The 25,429-nt window shown below is 67.2% G+C and carries 23 protein-coding genes; 11 read left to right on the top strand and 12 right to left on the bottom strand.

Features of this window, described 5'->3' with window-relative positions; translation table 11 throughout:
- Position 1 precedes the first annotated feature (1 nt).
- The 3 genes from NS1_RS30920 (at position 2) to NS1_RS30910 (ending at position 2,270) form a co-directional block, all read left to right on the top strand.
- Entirely contained in the window at positions 2-1,069 is a 1,068-nt protein-coding gene (locus NS1_RS30920; RefSeq protein ID WP_062990183.1) for a zinc-binding metallopeptidase family protein, read from the top strand.
- Between the two features lie 118 nt (positions 1,070-1,187).
- Positions 1,188-2,069 carry a bile acid:sodium symporter family protein gene (locus NS1_RS30915; protein WP_062990181.1) on the top strand — a complete coding sequence of 294 codons (882 nt, stop codon included), beginning with the start codon at positions 1,188-1,190 and terminating at the stop codon, positions 2,067-2,069.
- 12 nt (positions 2,070-2,081) lie between these two features.
- Entirely contained in the window at positions 2,082-2,270 is a 189-nt protein-coding gene (locus tag NS1_RS30910) for a type II toxin-antitoxin system VapC family toxin (protein WP_218019990.1), read from the top strand.
- A 1-nt stretch (position 2,271) separates the two neighbouring features.
- On the opposite strand, the gene NS1_RS30905 is transcribed toward NS1_RS30910, so the two are convergent.
- The 4 genes from NS1_RS30905 to NS1_RS30890 form a co-directional block, all read right to left on the bottom strand.
- Positions 2,272-2,988 (bottom strand): type 1 glutamine amidotransferase, encoded by a 717-nt coding sequence (locus NS1_RS30905; RefSeq protein WP_062990179.1) that lies wholly within the window; start codon positions 2,986-2,988, stop codon positions 2,272-2,274.
- Positions 2,985-4,220 carry a MurT ligase domain-containing protein gene (locus tag NS1_RS30900; RefSeq protein WP_062990177.1) on the bottom strand — a complete coding sequence of 412 codons (1,236 nt, stop codon included), beginning with the start codon at positions 4,218-4,220 and terminating at the stop codon, positions 2,985-2,987. The genes NS1_RS30905 and NS1_RS30900 overlap by 4 nt, the downstream gene beginning before the upstream one ends.
- A gap of 63 nt (positions 4,221-4,283) precedes the next feature.
- Entirely contained in the window at positions 4,284-6,038 is a 1,755-nt protein-coding gene (locus NS1_RS30895) for a hydroxysqualene dehydroxylase (protein WP_062990175.1), read from the bottom strand.
- A gap of 186 nt (positions 6,039-6,224) precedes the next feature.
- The gene (locus NS1_RS30890; protein WP_062990173.1) at positions 6,225-7,151 is read right to left on the bottom strand and encodes an EamA family transporter; all 927 of its coding nucleotides are present in this window, start codon (positions 7,149-7,151) and stop codon (positions 6,225-6,227) included.
- Between the two features lie 71 nt (positions 7,152-7,222).
- Here NS1_RS30890 and NS1_RS30885 point away from each other — a divergent pair, with 71 nt between their 5' ends.
- Positions 7,223-8,122: a LysR family transcriptional regulator gene (locus tag NS1_RS30885; RefSeq protein WP_062990171.1), complete on the top strand. Its 900-nt coding sequence runs from the start codon at positions 7,223-7,225 to the stop codon at positions 8,120-8,122.
- Between the two features lie 30 nt (positions 8,123-8,152).
- Here the strand turns inward: NS1_RS30885 and NS1_RS30880 are convergent, their stop codons facing one another.
- Both NS1_RS30880 and leuA read right to left on the bottom strand, forming a co-directional pair.
- Positions 8,153-9,619: a MinD/ParA family ATP-binding protein gene (locus NS1_RS30880; RefSeq protein ID WP_373864377.1), complete on the bottom strand. Its 1,467-nt coding sequence runs from the start codon at positions 9,617-9,619 to the stop codon at positions 8,153-8,155.
- Between the two features lie 572 nt (positions 9,620-10,191).
- The gene (gene leuA / locus NS1_RS30875; RefSeq protein ID WP_056821969.1) at positions 10,192-11,988 is read right to left on the bottom strand and encodes a 2-isopropylmalate synthase; all 1,797 of its coding nucleotides are present in this window, start codon (positions 11,986-11,988) and stop codon (positions 10,192-10,194) included.
- Between the two features lie 298 nt (positions 11,989-12,286).
- Here leuA and NS1_RS30870 point away from each other — a divergent pair, with 298 nt between their 5' ends.
- The 3 genes from NS1_RS30870 to NS1_RS30860 all read left to right on the top strand — a co-directional run bounded on the left by NS1_RS30870 (position 12,287) and on the right by NS1_RS30860 (position 15,734).
- Entirely contained in the window at positions 12,287-13,054 is a 768-nt protein-coding gene (locus NS1_RS30870; protein WP_062990169.1) for a sulfite exporter TauE/SafE family protein, read from the top strand.
- 118 nt (positions 13,055-13,172) lie between these two features.
- Positions 13,173-14,783, top strand: coding sequence for a GMC oxidoreductase (locus NS1_RS30865; RefSeq protein WP_084504675.1), 1,611 nt, complete (start codon positions 13,173-13,175; stop codon positions 14,781-14,783).
- 117 nt (positions 14,784-14,900) lie between these two features.
- Positions 14,901-15,734, top strand: coding sequence for a hypothetical protein (locus NS1_RS30860; RefSeq protein WP_062990165.1), 834 nt, complete (start codon positions 14,901-14,903; stop codon positions 15,732-15,734).
- On the opposite strand, the gene NS1_RS30855 is transcribed toward NS1_RS30860, so the two are convergent.
- The 3 genes from NS1_RS30855 to NS1_RS30845 form a co-directional block, all read right to left on the bottom strand.
- The gene (locus NS1_RS30855) at positions 15,721-16,923 is read right to left on the bottom strand and encodes a low temperature requirement protein A (RefSeq protein ID WP_062990163.1); all 1,203 of its coding nucleotides are present in this window, start codon (positions 16,921-16,923) and stop codon (positions 15,721-15,723) included. The two genes, NS1_RS30860 and NS1_RS30855, sit on opposite strands and share 14 nt — an antisense overlap.
- Positions 16,924-16,988: 65 nt before the next feature.
- Complete coding sequence (locus NS1_RS30850) at positions 16,989-17,447, bottom strand: SRPBCC family protein (protein WP_056821960.1); 459 nt, start codon at positions 17,445-17,447, stop codon at positions 16,989-16,991.
- Positions 17,448-17,545: 98 nt separating this feature from the next.
- Entirely contained in the window at positions 17,546-18,118 is a 573-nt protein-coding gene (locus NS1_RS30845) for a TetR/AcrR family transcriptional regulator (protein ID WP_255284762.1), read from the bottom strand.
- Between the two features lie 71 nt (positions 18,119-18,189).
- Between NS1_RS30845 and NS1_RS30840 the strand changes: the two genes are divergently transcribed.
- The 3 genes from NS1_RS30840 to NS1_RS30830 all read left to right on the top strand — a co-directional run bounded on the left by NS1_RS30840 (position 18,190) and on the right by NS1_RS30830 (position 21,204).
- Positions 18,190-18,765 (top strand): dihydrofolate reductase family protein, encoded by a 576-nt coding sequence (locus NS1_RS30840; protein ID WP_062990159.1) that lies wholly within the window; start codon positions 18,190-18,192, stop codon positions 18,763-18,765.
- Positions 18,766-18,900: 135 nt separating this feature from the next.
- On the top strand, positions 18,901-20,166 hold the full coding sequence (locus NS1_RS30835) for an aspartate kinase (protein WP_056821952.1): 1,266 nt from the start codon (positions 18,901-18,903) through the stop codon (positions 20,164-20,166).
- A 3-nt stretch (positions 20,167-20,169) separates the two neighbouring features.
- Positions 20,170-21,204 carry an aspartate-semialdehyde dehydrogenase gene (locus NS1_RS30830; protein ID WP_056821949.1) on the top strand — a complete coding sequence of 345 codons (1,035 nt, stop codon included), beginning with the start codon at positions 20,170-20,172 and terminating at the stop codon, positions 21,202-21,204.
- A 54-nt stretch (positions 21,205-21,258) separates the two neighbouring features.
- Here NS1_RS30830 and NS1_RS30825 read toward each other — a convergent pair whose 3' ends face one another.
- The gene (locus NS1_RS30825) at positions 21,259-21,810 is read right to left on the bottom strand and encodes a TetR/AcrR family transcriptional regulator (RefSeq protein ID WP_062990157.1); all 552 of its coding nucleotides are present in this window, start codon (positions 21,808-21,810) and stop codon (positions 21,259-21,261) included.
- A 90-nt stretch (positions 21,811-21,900) separates the two neighbouring features.
- Here NS1_RS30825 and NS1_RS30820 point away from each other — a divergent pair, with 90 nt between their 5' ends.
- Positions 21,901-22,311 carry a nuclear transport factor 2 family protein gene (locus NS1_RS30820; protein ID WP_062990155.1) on the top strand — a complete coding sequence of 137 codons (411 nt, stop codon included), beginning with the start codon at positions 21,901-21,903 and terminating at the stop codon, positions 22,309-22,311.
- Here NS1_RS30820 and NS1_RS30815 read toward each other — a convergent pair.
- Together NS1_RS30815 and NS1_RS30810 are read right to left on the bottom strand one after the other, a co-directional pair.
- The gene (locus NS1_RS30815) at positions 22,301-23,653 is read right to left on the bottom strand and encodes a serine hydrolase domain-containing protein (RefSeq protein WP_063816321.1); all 1,353 of its coding nucleotides are present in this window, start codon (positions 23,651-23,653) and stop codon (positions 22,301-22,303) included. The genes NS1_RS30820 and NS1_RS30815 overlap by 11 nt on opposite strands.
- Before the next feature lie 75 nt (positions 23,654-23,728).
- Positions 23,729-24,967, bottom strand: a complete 1,239-nt coding sequence (locus NS1_RS30810) for an APC family permease (protein ID WP_062990259.1) — start codon at positions 24,965-24,967, stop codon at positions 23,729-23,731.
- Positions 24,968-25,429 lie beyond the last annotated feature (462 nt).

Here is a 25,429-nt window from a genome sequence, read left to right as displayed (position 1 = left end):
CGTGCGTGACTTCGTTTGTCCGAATTGTGGTCAGCAGCTGGCTTTCGAGAACTCGGTCTGCCTATCGTGCCGCAGCGCATTGGGTTTCAGCCTCGGCGAGCGTGCGCTGGTGGTGATCGGCGACCCGCCGAGTGACGAGGCGATCGACCACGTGGCGGGCGTCGTCGACAGCGACCGCTTCCGCCTGTGCGACAACCTGCATGTGGCGCAGTGCAATTGGCTGGTCGACGGTGACGCGTCCGGCCCCGGTCTGTGTGTGTCGTGCAAGCTCACCAGGACCAGGCCCAACGACACCGATACCGACGGCCTCGCCGCCTTCGCCGAGGCCGAGACGGCCAAACGGCGATTGATCTTCGAACTGGTCGAGCTCGGGCTGCCGATCGTCGGCCGCGACGAGGATCCCGAGCGCGGGCTGGCCTTCGATCTGCTGTCCAGCCGGACCGACGACGTGCTCACCGGCCATATGAACGGCGTGGTCACCCTCGACTTGGCCGAGGCCGACGACCCGCACCGCGAGCAGTTGCGCGTCGAGATGGCCGAGCCGTACCGCACTCTGCTCGGCCACTTCCGGCACGAGACCGGGCACTACTACTTCTCCGTGTTGGTCGCCGATGACGCCGCCCTGCAACGTTTTCGCGACCTGTTCGGCGATCCCTTCGCCGACTACCAGGCGGCCCTGGACCGCCACTACTCCCAGGGCGCGCCCAGCGGCTGGAAACGCGACTACGTCTCCTCCTACGCCACCATGCACGCCGCCGAGGACTGGGCCGAGACCTTCGCCCACTATCTGCACATCCGCGACACCCTCGATACGGCGGCGGCCTTCGGCCTCGCACCCGCGGGCGCTACCCTCGACCGCCCGCAGATCGGCCGCGCGGGGTTCGACAAGATCATCGAGCTCTGGCTGCCGCTGACCTGGTCGCTGAACATGGTCAACCGCTCGATGGGCCGCGACGACCTGTACCCCTTCGTCCTGCCCGAACGGGTGCTGGAGAAGATGCGCTTCGTCCACGATCTGTGCACCGGCAGTCATGCCGCGGCCCCGGAGGCTGTCGTCTCGACGGGGTGAGACCTTGTCGATTTCACTGCGACGAGCGTCACAGGTGGCTACGCTGCGTGATTGAGACCGATGCGTCTCAATCCGGTCGGTACCTCGACTCGGACTGCTCGACCAGAAGTGTGTGGCTATGAACTCTCCACTGGTATCAGTCGGTCTGCCGTTGGCGCTGGCGGTGATCATGTTCGGCCTCGGGCTCTCGCTCACCGGCGCCGACTTCGCCCGGATCGCGAAGACGCCGCGCATCGTCGCCATCGCGCTGGTGTGTCAATTGCTGGTGCTACCGGTGGTCGCGTTCGGTCTGGTGCTGCTGTTCGACCTGACGCCGATTCTGGCGGTCGGCATGATGCTGCTCGCCGCCTCGCCCGGCGGGACGACTGCGAACCTGTTCAGCCACCTGTTCCGCGGCGACGTGGCGCTGAATGTGTCGCTGACCGCGGTCAATTCGATCATCGCGGTCGTCACGGTGCCGGTGGTGACGAACTTCGCCATCGGCTACTTCGAGCCGAGCGGCGAGGACAGTTCGGTCGGTCTGCAGCTGAGCAAGGTCATCCAGGTGTTCGCCATCGTGCTGGTTCCGGTCGGCCTCGGCATGCTGGTGCGCCGCTGGTCGACGGAGTTCGCGGATCGGATGGACAAGCCGGTGCGCATCGGGTCGGCGATCACGCTGCTGCTGGTGATCGTCGGCACCATCGCCGGCGAGCACGAGACGCTGGCCGGCTCGCTCGCCGACGTCGGAGCCATCACCGTCGTGTTCTGCCTGATCAGCCTGACGGTCGGCTACTACCTGCCGCGCCTGCTCGGCGTCGCCGACCGCCAGGCCATCGCCTGCTCGTTCGAGGTCGGCATCCACAACAGCACGATCGCCATCACCATCGCGATCAGCGTGCTCGACAGCACCGAAATGGCCGTTCCCGCCGCGGTGTACGGCGTGCTGATGTTCCCGCTCGCGGGGCTCGTCGGCTGGCTCATCACCCGTGGACAGGTGCGATCAGCGGTCGCCGCCGAGTGAGTCACGCGTGCCGTGGGTGACGAGCAGAACCGTCTTGCGGCGGTCGATGCGCGCCATGCGATCGAGGCGGCACGTCTGCCGATGATCCATCGTGACCCCTTCGACCGAATTCTGGTCGCCCAGGCTCGTTGTGAGGAGCTGACGCTGGTCACCCGCGACCCGTATTGCCTGCAGTACGAGGTCGATTCGCTGCGCTGCTGACTCAGGCGCGCAGGCGCTCCTTGCGGAGTCGGTCCACCTCGGGGAGGTCGAGGGGGGCCAGCTCGGCGGCCGGGATGCCGAGGGCCATGGAGATGAGGAGGTCGGCCAGCTCGGGGTTGCGGGCCAGCGCGGGGCCGTGCAGATAGGTGCCGAAGACCGAACCCTGGACTACGCCCTCGGTGCCGTCACCGACACCGTTGCCGACACCACGGGTGACGCGGGCGAGCGGGGTGGCGTCGGCGCCGAGAGTCGTTCCGCCCCGGTGGTTTTCGAACCCGGTGAGGGGTGCTTTGAGCCCGGCAACGAGGGGAGTGGTTGTCACTTCGCCGATGGCGCGAATCTTCTGGGGGGAGGTGGTGACGTCGAAAAGGCTGACGCCGTCGACCTTTTCGCCCGCCGAGGTCTCGTACCAGTTGCCGAGCACCTGGATGGCGGCGCAGATGGCGAGGACCGGAGCGCCCTTGGCGGCGGCCTGCTGGAGGCCGGGGTACTTCTGGAGATGACGGGTGGCCAGCCGCTGGGCGGAGTCCTCGGCGCCGCCGAGGGTGTAGATGTCGAAGGAGTCGGGGACGGGATCGGCGAGGGTGATGTCGATGATCTCCGCGTCGTAGCCGCGCATGCGCAGGCGTTGGCGCAGGACCAGAGCGTTGCCGCCGTCGCCGTAGGTGCCCATCACGTCGGGCAGGACGAGGCCGATACGAATGGTTGACTCGCTCACTTGCGGGCCTCCAGGTCACGGTTGAGATCGCGGAACGCGGTGTAGTTTGCCAGCACCTCGACGTGCCCGGCGGGACAGGACGCGATGGCGCGCACCGGATCCGGGATGAGCGTGTGTTCGACACCGGCGTAGGTCAGGCGCACCGCGAGGTCGGTGGCGCGCTCGCCCGAGGCGACCACCTGCACGCCTTCGAAGTGCTCGAACCGCACGTCCCACAGCCACGACAGGTCCTCGCCATCGGGCACCTGACCGTTCACCGCGATCACCAGACCGGCCGAGGTCGGCTCGATCATCGACAGCGCTTCCTGCCAGCCCGCGGGGTTCTTGGCCAGCAGCAGACGGGCATCGTGTTCACCGACGGTGACGGTGCGGTAGCGGCCCGCGATCTCGCGCACGGTGCCGGTGGCATCGGTCGCCTTCGCCGGCTCGGCGCCCATCGCGACCGCGGCGGCCACGGCCTGGGCCGCATTGCCGCGATTCGCGCGACCTGGCAGGGCCAGATGCAGCGGAGCGCGGAAACCGTCGGGGCCGCACAGGTCTTCGCCGTCGAGCCACCACGCCGGTTGCGGGCGGTGGAAATCGGCGCCGGTCGAGCGCCAGTTCTCGCCCTCCCAGACGATCGGCTCGCCGCTGCGCGGACAACTCGTGGCGTCGACGGCCCAGCCGCTGCCCGCCGACACCCACACCACATTCGGGTGGTCGTAGGCGATGGAGGCCACCAGCACGTCGTCACAGTTGGCGATGACGACCGCGTTCGGATGACGCAAGAGCCCGGCGCGCAGCTTGCGTTCGATCATGTTGATCTCGCCGACCCGGTCGAGCTGGTCGCGGCTGAGATTGAGCAGCACCACGGCGGCGGGGTCGAGCGCATCGCTCACGTGCGGCAGATGCAGCTCGTCGACCTCGATCGCGGCAAGCGCCACACCGGGGTGCAGTCTGAGCGCGGCCACGATGCCCGCGTCCATGTTGGCGCCGTCGGCCTGAGTGGCGACATCGCCGAGCGTGCCCAGCGCCGCGGTCGTCATCCTGGTGGTGGTCGACTTACCGTTCGTGCCGGTGATCAGCACTGTTCGCCGACCGCGTCCGAGCTGCGTCATGATCGACGGATCGATCTTCAACGCGATCAAGCCGCCGATCATCGAACCCTTGCCGCGACCCGCCTTCTGCGACGCCCACGACGCTGCCGCCGCTGCTCGCAAGGCCAATCGCCCACGCACCGAGATGTCTGCCACGCCGCGAGTCTATGTGCGTACCGTCCGGGCGCGCGTGCGGGAGCGGTGTGAGCTGCGTCCGGGTCAGGCCGGGTCGTCGAAAAGGTTGGGCAGACCCTTGGCGTAGCGGTCGATGTCGAGGAGCCGCAGCGGCTCGAGTTCGGGGGTGCGGCGCAGGCGGAAACCGCGGCAGCGCTGCGCCGATGAGCCCGCCACGTCGAGCAGCGCGTTCACCGCGGCGCGGGCCGACTCGTTGGCGCCCTCCATGGTCGCCAGGTCGATATCGGTGCGCACGTAATCACCGGCGAGGAACAGGTTCTCGATCGATCCGTGCGGCTCCGGCCGGGCATCCCACGAGCCCGCGGTATTGATGAGCAACGGGTCGGCATTCGCGTTGCGACTGCCCTGCCAGGTGATTCCCGGATCGAGAAACCAGGAATGCACGTCGGCGGGGCGAAGTAGTTGTTCGCGATCGTTGAGATGGCTGCTCAGCTGCTCCCAGACTTCGCGGAAGATCTCCTCGTGGGTGCATTCGACGGCGGGTTTGCCGTAGAGCATTCCGGGCGAATTCCAATCGGAGATATCGACCGAAAGACAATCGGCCACCGACCCGTCGCCGAAGGAGGGAAGTTTGTCGGTCCACAGCTGATTCTGGCTGATCGAGGTGAGTGACCACGGCGAATCCACATAGGCTGTGTGTCCGCGCGAAATACGCAGTGGCGCACGGAAATAGATCTGCATTCCGTTCATCCAATCGACGAAGAGCCGTTCCGTCACGGCGAGTTCCGGCGCCACGGCGAGCACTTGCGACGACCACAATTTTCTGGCCTGTTCCACGGGCAGCGCCACCACGAAATAGTCGGCCTCGACGGTGCGCGCCCCCGTGGCATCGGTGATCCGCGCGGCGCGGATCCGCCGGTCGCGTACCTCGAGTTCGCTCACCCGTGCGCCGAGTTCGAAACGAACGCCGAGGCCACGCAGGTGGCGTACCCACGGGTCGATCCAGGCGGTGTTGGTCGCGTTGTTGAGCACGCGGTCCAGGCCGCCGTCGTTGCCGAGGCCGAGCGGATTGCCGAGGAACTGTTCGCCCATGCTGCCGATGGTGCGGGTACTGGCCAGGTTCTCCTTGGCGGCGACCATGATGGAGGTGAGCGACCTGGACACGACCGCGCGGAACTCGTGCGAACGCTCGTGCCCGCGCACGAAGTCGTACCAGGAGGTGTGCTCCCACTGCCCGAATCGGCGGGCATCGCAGCTGGTGTTGAACACCATCAGCCGGTTGGCGAAGAACATGCCCTCCGCCGCCGACATCCTGGCGGTCGTGGCGATGGTGGCGGCCAGGGTTTCCCTGATCGAATCCGGGGTGGCCTGTGTGGCGGTGATGCCGTCGGGCAGGGCGAGCAGGATGTCGTCGCCGTCGCGGCGCGAGAACCTGGCCTCCGGCACCGACACGAGGTTGTTCCACACGCCGTCGGCGTTGCCGGCGAACGGAATTCGGCGCATCGTGTCGGGCAGGTTCTGATAGAAGCCGGGGAAGAAGCGGAACCCGTGCTCGCCGGGCAGATCGGGTCTGCCGTCGCGGCCGGTGCCCGGCACGCCCATGCTGCGCGCCTTGCCGCCCAGCGCCCGCGCTTCGTACACGGTGACTTCGAACCCGCGCTCGGCCAATTCGTGGGCGGCGGTCAGTCCGGCGACACCGCCGCCGAGGACGGCGATCCGTCGGCCGGGTGGCGCGGCGAATCCCGGCGCTCCCGCTACGGCCCCCGCCGATATCACCCCCGCTGCGACCGTGCCGCGAAGTAGGTTCCTTCGCGAAATGGGCCACCGCTGTTCCGCCATATGCTGTTCAGCTGCCTTGCTCGAATATTGCCTGGGATTTGCTATCACTCTAGAGCGCGGCGAAGACCTGGCTGTATCGACCTGTGCGTCGTTCGCGAGCTCGAAACCGACCGGTCGCACAACAACCGCATCGGCGACCGGTCACATGCTAGCCAGAGCTCGAGAGATCGTGGGTCGAAATCGGGTTCAGGCTCGGGCCAATTCGGGAGTGGGGGCGGGCGACGCTGCCTTCGTGAGCCCACGGCCGGTGGTGGCCGCGAAGGCCCCCGCGATGACGATCGCCCCGCCGACCAGCGCGGCCACCGACGGCTGCTCGTCGAAAACCGCCCAGGCGGCCGCGATGCCGACGACCGGCACGAGCAGCGACAACGGCGCGACCGTCCCCGCGGGGTAGCGGCTCATCAGGTAGGTCCACAGGCCGGATCCGCAGACGGTGGCGAGGACGGCGATGTAGGCGAGCGCGGCCAGTGCGGGCAGGCCGTCGGCGGAGAACGCGGCACCGATCGCGCGGAAACCGGTTCCAGGGCCCTCGACAATCATCGACAGGGCCAGCATCGGCAGCACGGGGACCACCGACATCCACAGCGTCAGGTGCATCGGGTTGTAGCCGGGGGAATCGGCGCCGGCCTGGCGGGCGCCGATATTGCCGAACGCCCAGCCGAGGCCGCCTGCCAGGGTCAGCAGGACGGGTAGCAGGGTGGAATCGGCCATCCGATCGGCGCCGATCACCACCATGCCGAGCACGGCGACGGCGAGGCCCGCCATCTGCACGGGCCGTAACCGCTCGCGCAGCAGTACCGCGCCGAGCACCACCGTGAACGGCGCCGACGACTGCAGCACCAGTGAGGCGAGACCGGTCGGCATCCCGGTGCGCATCGCCGTGAACAGGAACGCGAACTGCAGGATGCCGAAGCCGGTGCCGTAGAGCAGCAGCCAGCGGGTGCGCACGGCGGGGCGCGGGATGAAGATCAGCACGGGGATCGCGATCACGGCGAAGCGCAGTGCGACGAAGAAGAAGGGCGGGAAGTGGTCGAGGCCGATGCGGATGGCCAGGAAGTTCAGGCCCCAGAGCACGACGACGGTCAGTCCGAGCAGGCGGTCACGGGAGGTCACGCCCTTATCGTGCGGGCCGCTAAAGATCAGCACAATCGAATAAATGTGGACGAATAACGTAGTTTTACTTTATGTTCTCGATCGAGCGATTGCGGATCCTGCGCGAGTTGGCCGACCGTGGAACCGTCGCCGCTGTCGCCGAAGTGCTGTCGATGACGCCATCGGCGGTCTCGCAGCAGTTGAAGGTGCTGGCCAGGGAGGCGGGGGTCGCGCTGCTCGAACCGGACGGGCGCCGGGTGCGGCTCACCGACGCGGGCCAGGCACTGGTGTTGCGGGCCGACGACGTGCTCGCCGCGATGGAGCGGGCCACCGCGGAGATGGCCCACTATCGGGGCTCACCACGCGGGCAGGTGCGGGTGGCGTCGTTCCCGTCCGGGGCCGCGCTGCTGCTGCCGCCCGTGCTGGCGACGCTGGCCGCCAGCGGGGTCGAGCTGGTGGCGGGTGACGAGGACCTGCCGCCGAGTGAGGCGTCGAAACTGCTGGCCGACTACGACATCGTGCTCACCCATCGCGACGAACGCGCGCCGTCGCTGTCCGCGCCGCGGCTGGCGGCGCGGGTGCTGATGCGCGAGCCGATCGATGTCGTTGTCGCGCCGGATCATCCGCTGGCCGGGCGGTCTTCGGTGCGTCCGGAAGAACTCGCCGATGAGACGTGGGTGAGCGTGCGCGGTGGGTTCCCGGTCGACGATGTGCTCGAATCCATTGCCACCGTTACCGGGGTGCGGCCACGGATCGCGCAGCGGCTCAACGAGTTCCGGGTGATCGAGACGCTCGTGGCCTCCGGCTACGGTGTCGCGCTGATGCCGCGCTACGCCGTAGCCCACCCCGACCTGTCGGTACTACCGCTTGCCGGGGTCCGCGCGGCCAGGGTCTACGAGATCATCACCCGCCCGCAGGCGCACCGCAGCCCGGCCATCGCCACGGTGCTCGACGCGTTCGAGGCCGCGGCGCGCGAAGTCATCGCGCGGTGACGGACCCGCGCGCCGAGAATTCGTGCTCCGTCAGAACTGGCCTGGCTGGTACTGCTGACCCGGGTAGGGCTGGCCGGGCTGATACTGCTGTTGCTGGGGCTGACCGTGGTAGCTGAAGTCGTCGGCGACCATCGCGGCCAGTTCGAGCAGGGCCCGCCTCGTCGGCTTGCTGACCAGCTCGAGGTCGATCTCGGCGCCCTCGGCCAGGTGATCGTCGAACGGAACGATCTGCACGGCGCGGGTGCGGTCGAGGAACAGCTTGCGTAGCTGGTCGAGGTCGACCGTGGACGCGCCACGGCGCGAGGCGTTCACGACGACGACGGTGCGCTCGACCAGCTTGCTGTAGCCGTGGTGGTCGAGCCAGTCCAGCGTCGCCGAGGCGCTGCGCGCACCGTCGATGGCGGGGGAGGTGACCAGCACCAGCGAGCTCGCCATATCCAGCACGCCCGACATCGCCGAGTGCATCAGACCGGTGCCGCAGTCGGTGAGGATGATGTTGTAGAACGACTGCAGGATGCCGATGGCCTTGCGGTAGTCGGCCTCGCTGAAGGCCTCCGACACGGCCGGATCCTGTTCGGAGGCAAGCACTTCCAGGCGGCTCGGGGCCTGCGAGGTGTGCGCGCGAACATCGGAGTAACGGGTGATCTGCTGGTCTTCGAGCAGGTTGCGCACCGTCGAGCGGGTCTGGCGCGGCACCCGGTGGGCGAGGGTGCCCAGGTCGGGGTTGGCGTCGATGGCGATGACGCGGTCACCGCGCTGGGAGGCGAAGGTGGAGCCGAGACCGACCGTGGTGGTGGTCTTGCCGACGCCGCCCTTGAGCGAGAGGATCGCGATCCGGTAATCGCCGCGCACGGGCTGGTTGACCCGCTCGCCGAGATCGCGGTAGACGACATCGGCCGCCGACTCACCGGGATTGATCACACCGCCGGACACCTTGTGCACGGCCTTGCGCCACCCGCTACGCGGTGACTTGCGCGCCCGCTTGAGCAGGTTCAGATCGTTGACCGAATGACCGGGCTGGTTCGGTGCCTGCATGTGCTGCGGCTGGAACGGTTGCTGCTGCGGGGGCGGACCGCCCTGCCACTGTCCAGGCGGCGGACCCGCCGGACCCGGCTGGCCGAGCTGACCCGGGAACTGCCCCGGGTGACCGGGGAACTGTCCCTGCTGCTCGGGCTGGCCAAGGGGCATCCCACCCTGCATCGGCTGCTGGTACATCGGCGGCGGCGGAGGCGCCCAGCTGTAGATGGGCTCGGACTGCGGCCCCTGCTCCGGCGCGGGGAACTGTTGCTGCTGTTCGGGTCCGGGGTAGGGCTGGCCCTCGGCGCCCGGGTACTGCGGCTGCTGTTCGGCGCCGGGGTACTGCGGCGGCAGGCCCGGTTGCGGCTGCTCGCCGGTCGCGTGCGGGCCGGGGTAGGGCTGTTCGGCGCCCGGCTGACCCGGCAGCCACGGCTGCTCGCCCGGCTGGCTCGGCCACGGCTGCTGCTCGGGGCCGTTCATCGGCGGCGCGCCGCTGTTCTGATACGGATCGGGCACCGAGTACGGAGCACCCTGCGCGAACTGACCCGGCGGCGCGAAACCCGCGGGCTGATACACGGTTTGGTCGGCGAGGCCGGCGTGGCCGGGCTCGGCGACGGGCTGATCACCGGTCGACGGATCACTGACTTCACCGACTGAGTCGGCGGCGGTTTCGGCGGGCTCGATGTCGTCCTCGGTCGCGGTCTGCACACCGGAGGGACCGGACGCAGCTTCGGACGCGTCAGCCGACGGACTCTGCAGCCACGGCGGCGAGGTCGGATTATGGTCGTTGTTGGTCACAGTTCCCCCACTTGCTCGCTGAACGAGCAGGAAAGCTCGGCGCTGAATATGCCCTAAAACGCTAACACGGAGCCAAATTTCGCGCGCCGGTGGCAGCTGCCATGCACGGGCGGATGGGAATCGAAAGCGCCCAGCTCAACCGGTATATCCGGCGCGAAGCCGACCAGCCGGACCGCGGTTATCCACAGGATCGTAAAACTATCCACAGGTCAGCATGGTGGCCGAGACTCCGGTCCCGGCCACCATGGAGCAACCTATTGCGCGGCGCGGTTCACGGCCGAGACGACCGCGCGCAGCGAGGCGGTGGTGATCGAGGTGGCGATGCCGACGCCCCACACGACCTTGTCGCCGATCGCGACCTCGACGTAGGCGGCGGCCTGCGCGTCGTCACCGGCGGACATCGCGTGTTCGCTGTAGTCGAGCACGCGCACGTCGAAGCCGACGGTCGCGATCGCGTCGACGAACGCGGCCAGCGGGCCGTTGCCCGAACCGCTGATCTCCTGCTCGACGCCCTCGACCTTGACGGTCACCACGATCGAGTCCACGCCACCGTCGGTCTCGGCCGCGGTGACCTTCTGCTTGATCCGCTCGAGCGGCAGGATCGGGTTCAGGTACTCGGTGGCGAAGACGTCCCACATCTCCTTGGGCGTCACCTCGCCGCCCTCGCCGTCGGTGATCGCCTGGATCGCCTGCGAGAACTCGATCTGCAGGCGACGCGGCAGCACCAGCCCGTGATCGGTCTTCATGATGTAGGCCACGCCGCCCTTGCCGGACTGCGAGTTCACCCGGATCACGGCCTCGTAGGTGCGGCCGACATCCTTGGGATCGATCGGCAGGTACGGAACCTCCCAGACGATGTCGGACACGTCGGCGTCGCGCGCGTCGGCGGTGGCCTTCATCGCGTCCAGGCCCTTGTTGATGGCGTCCTGGTGGCTGCCCGAGAACGCGGTGTAGACCAGGTCACCGCCGTAGGGGTGACGCTCGGCGACGGCCAGCTGGTTGCAGTACTCGACCGTGCGACGGACCTCGTCGATATCGGAGAAGTTGATCTGCGGGTCGATGCCGCGCGAGAACAGGTTCATGCCCAGCGTCACCAGGCAGACATTGCCGGTGCGCTCACCGTTGCCGAACAGGCAGCCTTCGATGCGGTCGGCGCCGGCCTGGTAGCCCAACTCGGCGGCCGCGACGGCGGTGCCACGGTCGTTGTGCGGGTGCAGCGACAGCACGATCGAGTCGCGTCGGGCCAGGTTGCGGTGCATCCACTCGATCGAGTCGGCGTACACGTTCGGGGTGGCCATCTCGACGGTCGCGGGCAGGTTGATGATCAGCGGCTTGGCCGGGGTCGGCGCGATGATCTCGGAGACCGCGTCGCACACCTCACGGGCGTAGTCCAGCTCGGTGCCGGTGTAGGACTCCGGGCTGTACTCGTAGCGCCACTCGGTGTCGGGGTAGCGCTTCTCGATCTCCAGGCACAGCGCCGCCGCGTCGGTGGCGATCTTCTTCACCGCGTCGCGGTCGGCGCGGAAGACCACCCGGCGCTGCAGGATCGAGGTGGAGTTGTAGAAGTGCACGATTACGTTCGGTGCGCCCGCGCAGGCCTCGAAGGTGCGCTCGATCAGCTCGGGGCGGCACTGGGTGAGGACCTGGATGGTGACGTCGGCGGGGACAGCGCCGTCTTCGATGATCTCGCGGACGAAATCGAAGTCGGTCTGGCTCGCGGCCGGGAAACCGACCTCGATCTCCTTGTAGCCCATCCGCACCAGCAGGTCGAACATGCGGCGCTTACGGGCCGGGCTCATCGGGTCGATGAGGGCCTGGTTGCCGTCGCGCAGGTCGACGGCGCACCACGCGGGCGCGCGATCGATGATCTTGTCCGGCCAGGTACGGTCGGGCACCGTGATCGGCTCGACCTCTTCGGCGAAGGGGCGATACCGGAACGCCGGCATCGAGGAGTTCTTCTGGGTGTTCCAGGCGGGCTGGTCGGCCGGTGCGGGTTTGCCGGGGGCCGAAATGGTGCGCGAAGCGGATACGAATGCGTCAGCCGAGGACATGCAAGTTTCTCCGTGGGTGTGATGGATTCCCTGAATGGGAGCGGGTCGACCGGCGCGTTGGAACCCCGCGACGGGAGCCGGTCCGTATCAGGACCCGTCGCGGCGGCCGAGAAGAAGAGCCCGCTGCAGCATGATCCTCCGAGCTTACCGCGTGCCCACCCCTGGTTGTAAGCGGCCCGGAACAATTCCGTGGATCAAGTCCGCTGCCATTCGCTCACCGGTTGACCAGTACGGTTTTCCCCATAACGCACGCTTGTACGGACCTGCGCGTCCGACGAGACGTACCGAAGGAATTCGAATGACTTGGTTACAACAGGTGGCCATCTTCGCCGCGGGTATCGCGGCGGGTGGCATCAATACGATCGTCGGATCGGGCACGCTGATCACCTTTCCCACGCTGCTCGCGTTCGGGTTGCCGCCGGTGACAGCGAATGTGTCGAACACGATCGGTCTCGTCCCCGGCTCGGTGAGCGGGGTCATCGGCTATCGGCGGGAACTGGAAGGACAGCGGGCCCGACTGCTACAGCTGGGCACCGCGTCTCTTCTCGGTGGCATCACCGGCGCGATCCTGCTGCTGACCATGCCCGCGGCGGCGTTCAAGGCGATCGTCCCCGTCCTCATCATCGTGGCGCTGATCCTCGTCGTCGTGCAGCCGCGACTGGCCGCATGGGTGAAGAAGCGGCGGGCGGACGGCGCGTCGGCGACGCCGGAACACGGTGGGCCCATTCTGCTGGTCGCGGTCTTCGCCACCGGCATCTACGGCGGCTACTTCGGGGCCGCCCAGGGCGTACTGCTGATCGGTCTGCTCGGGGTGTTCGTGCACGAGGACATCCAGCGGCTCAACGGCGTGAAGAACGTGCTCGCCCTGATCGTCAACGGGGTGTCGGCGGTGATCTTCATCGCGATCGCCGAGGTGGACTGGCAGGTGGTCGCGTTGATCGCGATCGGCTCCATCATCGGCGGGCAGCTCGGCGCGAAGGTCGGGCGGAAGTTGTCGCCGAATGTGCTCAGAGGGGTGATCGTGGTGGTCGGCACCATCGCGGTGATCCGCCTGCTCACCAGCTGAGGTCCCGGTAGCCTCACGCGCTCGTCGTGACTTGTGACAAATGTGGTCGCCACCGGGCGATCCTTCATGTTGCGGGGTATTCTTCGCGTCGGCCATGCGTGATGAGGGAGGTGGCCTGGTGCACAGACGTGCCTTTTTCAAGGCGGCGGGACTGGCGGCTGTTGCCGGTGCCGTGGGAACGACGCTGGCGAGCGTGCCCGCTTCGGCGGATCCGCGCGAGACGATGTTCCAGTCCTGGGTACCGGAGATCTTCGCCCCGATCCCGGACGCGCCGGCGCATACACAGGCGATCGTCATCGGATCCGGCTTCGGCGCCGCCGTCACGGCGCTGCGCCTGGCCGAGGCCGGGATCACCAATACGGTGCTGGAGCGCGGTTCGCACTGGCCCAACGATCCGTGGCGCGAGATCTTCACCGGCGACGATCTGCCCGACGGCCGCGGGTTCTGGCATCGCACCAGCTTCACCGGCGTCACCAAGGTGCCGATGAGTTTCAGCGCGTTCGGCGGGGTGCTGGATGTGACCGAGTATTCCGGTATCGACGTGTGGCGAGCCGCCGCTGTCGGCGGCGGATCGGTGATCTTCACCGGGGCGATGGTGGCGCCGGAGCGCAGGCTCTTCGACCAGGTCTTCGGTGGTGTGGTCGATTACGGCGAGCTCGAAAGCGTCTACTACCCGCGGGTGCGCCAGATGCTGCGGCTCGACCAGATGCCCGCCGACATCTACCACTCCTCGCCGTTCGCGCACTCGCGCGCCTGGGACGAGCAGGTGCGTGCCGCCGGTTACCAGCCGCTGCCCAATGATTCGATTTTCACCTGGGACGTGCTGCGCAGCGAACTCGCGGGAAGCTCGCGTGCCTCGGCCACCTCGGCCCGCTCCAACCTCGGCAACTCCAACGGCGCCAAGTTCGACCTCAACCAGAATTACCTGCGCTACGCCCGCGAGACCGGCAGGTCCCAGGTGTTCCCCGGCCACCGCGTCGACGCCATCGCCCAGGAGGCGAGCGGCAGGTTCGTCGTGGCCGTGTCGAAGCTCGCGCCGAGCGGCCAGGTGCTGAGCACCCGCAACCTGACCTGCGACAAGCTGTTCCTCGGCGCCGGTTCGATCGGCACCTCGGAGCTGCTGGTCCGCGCCCAAGCCACCGGCACGCTGCCCAACCTCAACGAACACATCGGCGACGGCTTCGGCACCAACGGTGACGTGGTGCTGGCCCGCGGCGCGAGCGCCATCGCGGGCCAGGGCCAAGGTGTGCCGAGCGCCAGCCGGATCCACGACTACTCCAACGTGCCGGTCACTCTGGAGAACTGGTACATCCCCGGCATCCCGTTCGAGACCGGCGCGCTGGCCTCGCTCGGCATGGTCCTCGATCCGACCCGCGCTCGCTTCGGCTATCACGCCGCGACGGGCGGCGTCGGCCTGAACTGGCCGACGGCCACGCAGCACGCGGTCGCCGCGGCGGCGCGCGTCGTCGATCACCGGATCGCCGACCGCGCGGGCGCGGTCGCCGAATACGGCGCGCTCGGTTACGACGCCAACGCCCAGTTCACCGCGCACCCGCTCGGCGGCGCGGTCCTCGGCAAGGCCACCGACGCCTTCGGTCGCGTTCACGGGCACCCCGGCCTCTACGTGATGGACGGTGCCGCGATCCCCGGCAGCACCGCGACCGTCAACCCGTCTTTGACCATCACCGCACTGGCAGAACGCAATATCGAGGCCGTCCTGCGCGGCTGAACACGCCACCGACCGGCGTCCGCAACTCCCCTCGCGGCGCCGGTCCACCAATTAGCGTGGGCAGTGATGTCAAGGCCGACCTACGCGGCGCCGACCGCCAGATATTCAGGAGCAACAGTGGCTTCACCGGGGATCGAACGGGTCGAGGCCCTGCCGGACGTGCGCTCGAAGACGCCCAGCCTGCGCACCGACATCTCCATGCTGATCCTCGCCATCATCTCGGTGGTGCTGGTCGTGTGGATCACCTTCTTCCAGGTCAGCGGGCCGACCTACCACGCGATCGTCGTCGTAGACACGTCGATCTGCGCGATCTTCCTGGTCGAGTTCCTGTGGCGCTGGCGCCGGGCGGGCTGGCCGTGGTCGTTCCCGTTCATCTACTGGTACGAGGTCCTCGGCATGATCCCGGTGACCACCCCGCTGTTCCGCGGGTTCCGGCTGTTGCGAATCGTGGTGATCTTGATCCGGCTGGGCCGGGTCGCCGACCGGGCGCTGGGGGAGCGGGTCACCGCGACGATCGTCAACCGGTTCGTCGGGACGATCGTCGACGTCATCAAGCGTCCGATGACGATCGCGATCCTCGACGAGGTCTCCAAGGTCCTGCGCGCGGGCCACTACACCCAGAACATCGCCGCCGCGCTCGAGGAGAACCACGCCGAGGTCGATCAGCTGATCATGGACCTGATCAAGAACGACCCGCAGACCGGCAAGCTGCGCTACGTCCCGTTCCACGACGACATCATCCGGCTCGTCGCCGACACGGTGTACCGCATGCTGCGTCAGCTGCTCGACGACCCGCGCACCGACGAACTCGTCGCCGACATGCTGCGCGAGAACCTCGACCAGATCAACGACGCCGTGCGAGCCGGGGTGACGGTGCCGCCCTCACACCGTGGGGCGACGCCCGCCGAGCACAGCGTGCGCCACCACATCGGTCAGATCAAGCGTGCCTGATCTGGTCACGCGGCTGCGCGAAGCGCAGGGTCTCGAAGATCACCAGCGCGGCCAGCACGGTGCACAGCACGGCGAGCGAGGCGAGCGCGGGCAGGTGCGCGGCGGCCGGGATCAGCGCGAGCAGTAGGACCACGGTGACCACGCGCGCGATCGACACCGATTTCGAGGCATAGTATTTCGCCACGACGACGCCGAGGATGAACAGCGCCGGTCCCGTGTAGAGCGCACCGAGCGGGATGCCGTAGAGCGGGTCGGTGAGCTTGTGGTGCGAGGAGTCGCCCACGTAGTACAGCACCTTCTTCAACCCGAGCGAGAGCGCGATCACGCCGACGATCATCGGAAAATGCCAGTAGGTGTAGCTGTTCTGCGCGATCTTGATCTGCTCGGCACCCTTGGCATGGGCCAAACTGTGTTCGATCGAGAGCGCGGCGACGTCGAAGTAGAGCCACCACAGCAGACCCGAGACCGCGAGCCCGAGCATCGAGCCGAGCGCGATCGGCCACGAGATCGGCAGTCCGGCCACCCCGATCCCGATCGAGACGATCGATTCGCCCAGCGCCACGATGACGATCAGCCCGTAGCGTTCGGCGAAGTGCTTGGCCGAATTGAGCCGCCAGTCGGTGCCCGCGACGAAGGTCCACACCATGTCGCCGACGATCGCGGCGATCCACAGCAGGATCTGGGTGAGGCCCGAGGTCATCGCGGCGATCACCAGCAGCGTGGTGCCGACGGTGATCGAACCGAGCGCCCAGCGCAGCAATTGCCCGCGTAGCTGGGAGTCCTCGGCGCTGACCGCCCAGAAGATGGCGACGTGCACCAGCCGCACCACCAGGTAGGCGATGGCGAAGACCAGCGGACCGAACCAGCCGCCGGGCAGATCGGTGAACGCCTCGGGAATGGTGAGCGCGGCGATGAACGCACCGCCCATCGCGACGAAGATGCCCACCCGCGCGATGCCCTCGTCGGCGCGCACCACATTGCCCAGCCACGAGTAGGCGATCCACAGCCACCACATCAGGGCGAGGACCAGCGTGGCCCGCAGCATGTTCGCCGCCGTTGTCTCTTCTGCCGCCAGGTCGGTGACCATGGTGAAGGCGAAGACGATCACCAGGTCGAAGAACAATTCGAGCTGGGTCACCGAGCTGTCCGCGGTGACCGGACGGAACCGGACCCGTCGATTTCCGATCATGCGTCAATGTTCGCACCCGAGGTCCCGATCCGCGCGCGGCGACGATGGTTTCGCAGACGGCGCAATCAGCCGGCCACGTAGCCCCCGATCTCGGGATATCGCTCGGCGAAGTCGATGAAGTTCGCGACCGTCTCGTCGTGCAGCTTGCGCAGTGTGCGGTTGAACAGGATGCCCGGAATGGGCAGCGGAAGTGAGAGCTCCACGTGGTAGTCGACCTCGGTACCCTCGGGAGTCTCGAGCAGCTCGATCCAGCCCCCGCCCTTGGAACCGCGACTGCTGTCGACCACCTGCCACGACGACCGGTACTGCTCCCAGGTGTACTCGAGCACCTGGGCGTCGGAGTTTCCCATGAAGTGGGCGGTGGCGAAGACCCGGCGCGGCCTGCCGTCGGCATCGCGCGGGCCCACCCGGACATCACTGAGCGAGGTCGACCACTCCGACATCAGGTCAACGGCCAGTAGTGCGTCCATCACTTGGTCGATCTCGGCGTCAACGGTGAATCGGATGTCGATCTTCGAGCGCATCTGTGTCTATCCTCCGAACCCCCGCTGCTTTCGCGCCCGATTGTGCACAGTCGTACTAGTGATCGTCAACACGTCTATGGTCTGGACAAATGACCGGGTCAGGTGCGTATCACACGCTCGACGGCCGTTTCGATCAGCGCCATGCTCTGTTGCTCGGTGAAGATTCCGGGCAGCGTGAGGTGTTCGACGATGAGCCAGTTGAGCGCCAGGTAGAGCAGTAGTACCGACTCCGCGTCGCCTGGCATGCCGGATGCCAGATGATTGCGTACGTTGAAATCGATGTCGGCGCGGACGCGTTCGGTGAGCACCGTGCGGAGCTCGGGACGCCGGGTGGCCTCGAGGCGGAGTTCCAGCAGCGCGAGATAGGCCTTGCGATGCGATTCGATGCGTCCGACCACCTCTTTCATCAGCGTGGTGATGTTGTCGATGTCCTTCGGCCCATCACTGACCAGTGCCATCGTCTCCTCGCTCGGCTGCACCACCTCGTAGAAGCGCACACCCGCCTGCGTCAGGAGCTCGTCGCGATTGGCGAAGTAGTTCGACGCCGTGCCCGCGGGGACCGCCGCCTGTTTGTCCACCGCGCGGAAAGTGAGGCCGCGGGCGCCTTCGTCGGCGAGGACCTCGATGGCCGCGTCGAGGAGAGCTTGTCGTCGTTCGGGGTTGGTACGCACTTGACACCACTCCATCTGTAGTACTACCTTGAAACCACTTCAAGCATAGTACAACAACTGAGGCGGTAACCATGCGAAAGCTTGTCTACTACATCGGCGTCTCCCTCGACGGCTACATCGCAGGTCCCGGCGGTGAATTCGAGTTCTACCCGACCCCGCCGGAATACTCGGGCTGGCTCAACGGCGAATTTCCCGAGGCGATCCCGGTCCACCTCCGCCCGCATTTCGGCATCGACGTCGATACGCCGAACAAGAACTGGGACACCATGCTCATGGGTCGCGGCACTTACGCGGCCGCCTACGACGCAGGCATCCTCAGCCCTTTCGTCCACATGAAGCAGTACGTCTTCTCCTCCTCGCTCGGCCCGGTCGACGCCCCCAACATCGAGATCGTCGACGGCGATCCGGTCGAGCTGGTGCGCGAGCTCAAGCAGCAGGAAGGTCTCGACATCTGGCTGTGCGGCGGCGGGAAGCTCGCGGGGCAGCTCCTCGACGAGATCGATCAGCTGATAGTCAAGACCTACCCGGTCATCGCTGGCGAGGGCATTCCCGCCTTCACCGGCGTCTTCAAACCGACACTTTTCGCTCCGACCCGACGCAAGGAATTCGACAGCGGCGCGCAGGTCACCTGGTTCGATCGGAGCTGAATCCGGCGGTTATCCACAGGTGACAAGCCTGTGTCGTTTTCCACAGGCAGGGCAGGTAGCAGCAAAACCGGTGGCCGGGGCCCGGTACTCTTGGTCGCTGATACCAATCTGACACTCGATCGTGAAGGACCTGCTGTGGCTCTCGTAGTTCAGAAGTACGGAGGATCCTCGGTGGCTACCGCCGAGCGGATCCGGCGCGTCGCTGAACGGATCGTGGAGACCAAGAAGCAGGGGCACGACGTGGTTGTCGTGTGCTCTGCCATGGGCGACACGACCGATGAGTTGCTCGATCTCGCGGAGCAGGTGGCCCCGTCGCCGCCTGCTCGCGAGATGGACATGCTACTCACCTCGGGCGAGCGCATCTCGAATGCCTTGGTGGCCATGGCTATTCATACTCTCGGTGCCGAGGCTCGCTCGTTCACCGGTTCGCAGGCGGGCGTGATCACCACCGGCGCGCACGGCAACGCCAAGATCATCGACGTGACCCCCGGCCGTCTGCAGGAGGCGCTCGCCGAGGGCCAGATCGTGCTGGTGGCCGGCTTCCAGGGCGTGAGCCAGGACAGCAAGGACGTCACCACGCTGGGCCGCGGCGGTTCCGACACCACCGCCGTCGCGCTGGCCGCGGCGTTGAAAGCCGATGTCTGCGAGATCTACACCGACGTCGACGGCATCTTCTCCGCCGACCCGCGCATCGTGCCCGACGCCCAGAAGCTCGACAACATCTCCTACGAGGAGATGCTCGAGATGGCGGCCTGCGGCTCGAAGGTGCTCATGCTGCGCTGCGTAGAGTACGCGCGCCGCTACAACGTTCCCGTTCATGTTCGGTCGTCCTACACCGACAAGATCGGCACCACTGTTTTCGGATCGATGGAGGACATTCCCGTGGAGCAGGCAATCCTGACCGGCGTCGCGCACGACCGCAGCGAAGCCAAGGTGACCGTCGTCGCCCTACCGGACGAGCCGGGCTACGCGGCCAAGGTGTTCCGCGCGGTGGCCGACGCCGAGATCAACATCGACATGGTGCTGCAGAACATCTCCAAGGTCGACACGGGCAAGACCGACATCACCTTCACCTGCCCCAAGACCGACCTGGTCCGCGCGGTGCAGAAGCTCACCGAGCGTCAGGCCGAGATCGGCTTCGCCGAGATCCTCTCCGACGATCACATCGGCAAGGTTTCCCTGGTCGGCGCCGGGATGAAGTCGCACCCGGGCGTCACCGCCACCTTCTGTGAGGCGCTGGCCAACGCGGGCGTCAACATCGACCTGATCTCCACCTCGGAGATCCGGATCTCGGTGCTGGTGCGCGACACCGAACTGGATGAAGCGGTGCAGGTGTTGCACAAGGCATTCGATCTCGGCGGCGAAGAGGCAGCTGTCGTCCACGGCGGAACGGGGCGTTAGGTAATGGGTGTACGTGTAGGTGTCGTCGGTGCGACCGGTCAGGTCGGCACGGTCATGCGCAAGCTGCTCGAAGAGCGCAACTTCCCGGCCGACGAGGTTCGGTTCTTCGCCTCGGCTCGGTCCGCGGGCAAGACGCTGCCGTGGCGCGGCGGCGAGATCGTCGTCGAGGACACCGAGACCGCTGATCCCTCGGGTCTGGACATCGCGCTGTTCTCGGCAGGCGCCACCATGTCGCGTGTGCAGGCCCCGCGCTTCGCCGCGGCAGGCGTCACCGTGATCGACAATTCCTCGGCCTGGCGCAAGGACCCCGATGTGCCGCTGGTGGTGTCGGAGGTCAACCCCGAGGCCACTCGCAACCTGCCCAAGGGCATCATCGCCAACCCGAACTGCACCACCATGGCCGCGATGCCGGTGCTCAAGCCGCTGCACGATGTGGCCGGTTTGCAGCGCCTGATCGTGTCGAGCTACCAGGCAGTTTCGGGTAGCGGGCTGGCCGGTGTGGAGGAGCTCGCCTCGCAGATCCGCGCGGTGGCCGCCGATGCGGAGAAGCTGGTGCACGACGGTTCGGCCGTGGAGTTCCCCGCGCCGAACAAGTACGTCGCGCCGATCGGTTTCAACGTGATCCCGCTGGCCGGCGCCCTGGTCGACGACGGCTCCTTCGAGACCGACGAAGACCAGAAGCTGCGCAACGAGAGCCGCAAGATCCTCGGCCTGCCCGACCTGCTGGTGAGCGGCACCTGCGTGCGCGTTCCGGTCTTCACCGGGCACTCGCTGTCGATCAATGCCGAATTCGCCGAACCGATTTCGGTGCAGCAGGCTCAGGAACTGCTGGCCAAGGCGGCGGGCGTGCGTCTGGTCGACGTGCCCACCCCGCTGGCCGCCGCGGGCCAGGACGACTCGCTCGTCGGCCGCATCCGCCAGGATCCGGGTGTGCCCAGCGGTCGCGGTCTCGCACTGTTCATCTCGGGCGACAACCTGCGAAAGGGCGCTGCCCTCAACACGATTCAGATCGCGGAAGTTCTGCTCGAGAACCGCTGACCGAGCACGCGATCGGACCGGGTCACCACTGCAGGTGGCCCGGTCTGCTGCGTTTCACGTCCGGCGCAGGCCGTCGAGTATCACCGAGAAGGCGAGTCGGCGTCTGCGTTCGTCCGCATCGCGGGTGGCGTTGAACCCTGCTTTCAGGATGAGCATCAGGTCGTCGACGTCGATGTCGGGACGGATCGCGCCGGTGCGCTGTGCCCGCGCGAGCAATGTGCCGATCGCCCCGGACAGATCCGCCGACGCGCCGAGGGCGGCGAGCCGATCCGATCCGACGGCATCGGCGAGGTCGCGTTTCACGCCGTTCTCGCGCGCCATGAAGGCGAGGAATTCGAAGAAGGCGACGCCTGCGTCGTCGGCGATGGTGAGTTCGCGGGCGTACGCCACCGCGCGTTCGACGCGATCGATGATCGCGGCTGTGAAGAGCGCTTCTTTGCTCGGGAAATGCCGATAGACCGTACCGGCGCCGACACCGGCCCGCCGGGCGATCTCGTCGAGGGGAACCGAAATGCCCTCGCTGGCAAAGGCTTCCTGCGCCGCGCTCAGCACGAGCTCCCGATTGCGGCGGGCGTCGGCGCGCAGTGGGCGTGGGTCGTCGGACACGGGTCTCAGTCTAGGCGAGGTCTTGACAAACGGGGCGAACGTTCCGGATAGTAAGCGGGGTCATCGTTCCGCTTATTGGTGAGGTGCCTGATGCCCGAGAGCCCGGTCCAACTCGTCGAACGGCTACTGGCCGTGCTGCCCAGCCGCGATGCGGCGGCTTTCACCGCCGGATTCGCCACCGACGCCGCCTTCGAGATGCCGTTCGCCCCGCCCGGCGTACCGACCCGCATCGAGGGCAGGGCGGCGATTCACGCAGCCCTCGAACAGCGCTGGACCGCGACGTCGGCCGTCCGGTTGCACGCCATCCACCCGCGGATCTACGCCACCGACGATCCTGAGATCGTTGTTGTCGAAAACGAGGTTGAGGTAACTCGGCCGGGCGCGGAGCGCACCAGGGTCCGGTCGTCGGTCAACGTGATCCAGGTGCGCGACGGCGAGGTGGTGCTGTTCCGCGACTACATGGATTCGGCCCGTTTCCAGGCGGCCGCGCTCAACGGATAGTTCGGATCCCCGGGGTGCGCGGGTCGTTGCCGACGCACGCCAGGATGGCGCAGCCCGGTGGGATGCTGGCGAAGGGGGCGGCCAGCGGTTGGTTGAGGCAGTTGAAGACGGTGCAGCCGGGGTAGGCGCCGGGGCCGATACCGAAGACGGCCAGCAGGATGTTGGCGTCGATGAGTTTGGCCGCGTCGAACTCGAGCGGGGGCTCCACATAGGGTTCGGCGACCGGCGCCTGGGTGTCGGTGAAGGCGGCGAACAGGCGGCGGAAGAACTCGTGGGGCAGTTCTTCGGCGTGGGCGAGGATGCCGCTCGGGCCGTAGGCGGTCTGGTTGCCGAAGGGGCCGGTCCACATCACCGTCAGGTCGAGGCTCGGCAGGAAGAAGACGTTCTGCAGGCCGAGCCCGGACATGAAATAGCTGTCCGGGGGCATGAAGTCGGGGGATTCGCTGCAATCGGCGCCGAGCCAGAACAGATAGCCGTAGCAGCTGTTCGCCTTCGACGGTGTGCGGGCTTTGCGCAGATAGTCCGAGGAGACCACGCGGTCGGCGCCCCAGCGGCCGTCGTTCGCGACGAGCAGTCCGATCTTGGACAGGTCGTTGGGCGGCAGCATGAGGTGGGCGTAGCCGTAGGTGTGGCCGGATCGGTCACTGGCCCAGTAGTAGTCGCTGCGCGGAATGCCGAGCGGGTCGAACAATTCGCGCTGCGCGAACTGCTGCAGCGGTTCGCCGACGGCCAGTTCGATCACGTAGGACAGCAGGTCCACATTGCGCTGGCTGTAGCTGAACGTGGTGCCGGGCGGGTTGGTCAACTGCACCGACAGCGCCTGCACCGCCGAGTGCGGGTCGATCGGGATCACCGCGGTGACGCCCTCCGACAGCACTCCGACCTGCATGCCCGAGGATTCGGTGAGCAGGTTCTCGACGGTGATCGACCGGTGTACCGCATCGCCGAGGCCGGGCGGCAGATAGCGATCGATAGGGGCGGCGATATCGATTTTGCCTTCGTCGGAAGCGATTCCGGCCAGCATCGACACCACCGATTTGGTGACGCTCCAGATGTTCCACGGCGTATTGCCGGTCTCGTCGTTGCGCAGCCCTTCACCGACGAGACAGTTGTGCCGGAAAATCTGGACGTTGAGCCGGTTGCGAGTGGCGGCGAACTGCAGTGCCGCTTCGAGTTTCGCCGAATCGAGCCCGACCTGTTCGGGTTGGGCGCGTTCCAGCTCGCGAGCCGACGTCACCTCACAGGTCGTGCTCGGCGCGGCGTGGGCCGGGACGGCGAATAGGCTCGCCGAGGCCAGCACCGTAGCGATCGTTCCTGCGAAAACGCTCGTGATGGGCCGCATGCGGCCGAGGGTAGCCCTTGTCACGCACCGTAACCCGTATAGCGTGGCCGTAGAACCCACTGATCACAGGCATATTCACCTCCTCGTAACTCGGCGAATCCCGTACACCCCCGCACCGATCGCGAGCACCCCGAGCCCAGACAGCACCGACCCGATCGGCAAGGCGAACCCGACCACCACACATCCCACCGCGCCGAGCACCGGTACCCAACGCTGCGGCCTTCCCTCCGCGGCGGTCAGGGTGGCCGCCGACAGATTGGCGATGAGGTAGTACGCGAGCACCGCGAACGACGAGAACCCGATCGCCGCCCGCAGATCCATCGTCGCCGCGAGCACCGCGACCACCACACCCACCGCCAGTTCGGCTCGATGCGGGACGGCGTACTTCGGATGGATCCGGGCCAGGCTCTGGGGCAGATGGCCGTCACGCGCCATCGCCAGCGAGGTCCGCGAGACCCCGAGGATCAACGCCATCAGCGAACCCGCCGCCGCCAGCACCGCACCGATCCGCACCACTGGCGTCAGCCAACCCGCCCCCGCCGCCTCGACGACCTGCGCGAGCGGATCACGCGCCGCCGCAAGGCCACCCGACCCCAACGTCAGCAACGCGGCCACCGCCACGAGCGCGTACACCGCCAAGGCCACCGCCAGCGCGAGCATGATCGCCCGCGGAATCGTCCGCTTCGGCTCACGCACCTCTTCGCCGAGCGTGGCGATCCGCGCATACCCCGCGAAGGCGAAGAACAACAGCCCCGCCGCCTGCAACACCCCGTACGGCCCGATCTCCTTGTCGAGCACCGCTGCCCCCGAATGATTCCCGCCCACGCCCACCACGACGACCGCCAGCAGCACGGTCAACACCACCGCCACGATTACCCGCGAAGCCGATGCCGACTTCTGCACCCCCACATAGTTGATCCCCGTCACCACCATCACGGCCCCCACCGCCACCGCGTGCGCCTGCCCCGGCCACGCGTAGCTCCCCACCGTCAATGCCATCGCCGCACACGACGCCGTCTTCCCCACCACGAACCCCCACCCCGCCACATACCCCCAGAACGCCCCGAGCCGCTCCCGCCCGTACACATACGTCCCCCCGGACACCGGATACAACGCAGCCAGCCGCGCCGAAGACATCGCATTGCAATAGGCGATCACCGCGGCCACCCCCAAGGCCACCAACAACCAAGACCCGCCCACCCCCGCCGCGGGCCCCAACGCCGCGAAAACCCCGGCCCCCACCATCGCCCCCAACCCCACGACCACCGAATCCCCCAAGCCCAGCCCCCGCCGCAACTGCCCATCCGAAGTCATAGACCCATCCTCGAGCATGGGTGCGGGACCCGCGACCCGGAGACGACAAACGCCGCCAGGTCGATGAGGGTGACCTGGCGGCGTTCGAGTCGATGGGCCACCTCGAGGACGGCCCGTCAGGGTGTCGACGCCCCACAAGCGCCTCTCGGCGGGTGGTCGCTCGTAGCGACAAAGGGGTGAGGCCCGGGGCTGTTCGGACGTCGACAGTGTGTCCAACCGCGGCTGCCGGTGAACTATTCCGGCGGCTCGATGTGACCCGCGCTACGCCTCATCTCATAGGCGGGCGCGGGCTTGGTTCCGGGCTCTCCAGTGGTCGATGACAGGGGTCAGAAGTTGCTGAACCAGTACAGCAGGCATGCCAGCAACCAGACGATCGCGGTTTCCATAGTCGATCTCCTTGCGTCGGTACATCCATCATCGCCGACAACCCGCCTTCGCCGACAAGTTGTTCTTAAGAAGCTC

The organism is Nocardia salmonicida NBRC 13393 (assembly GCF_001613085.1).
Classification (GTDB): Bacteria; Actinomycetota; Actinomycetes; order Mycobacteriales; family Mycobacteriaceae; genus Nocardia; species Nocardia salmonicida.
The sequence above is the reverse complement of the archived record's forward strand: the minus strand, read 5'-3'. Positions and strand labels throughout refer to the sequence as shown.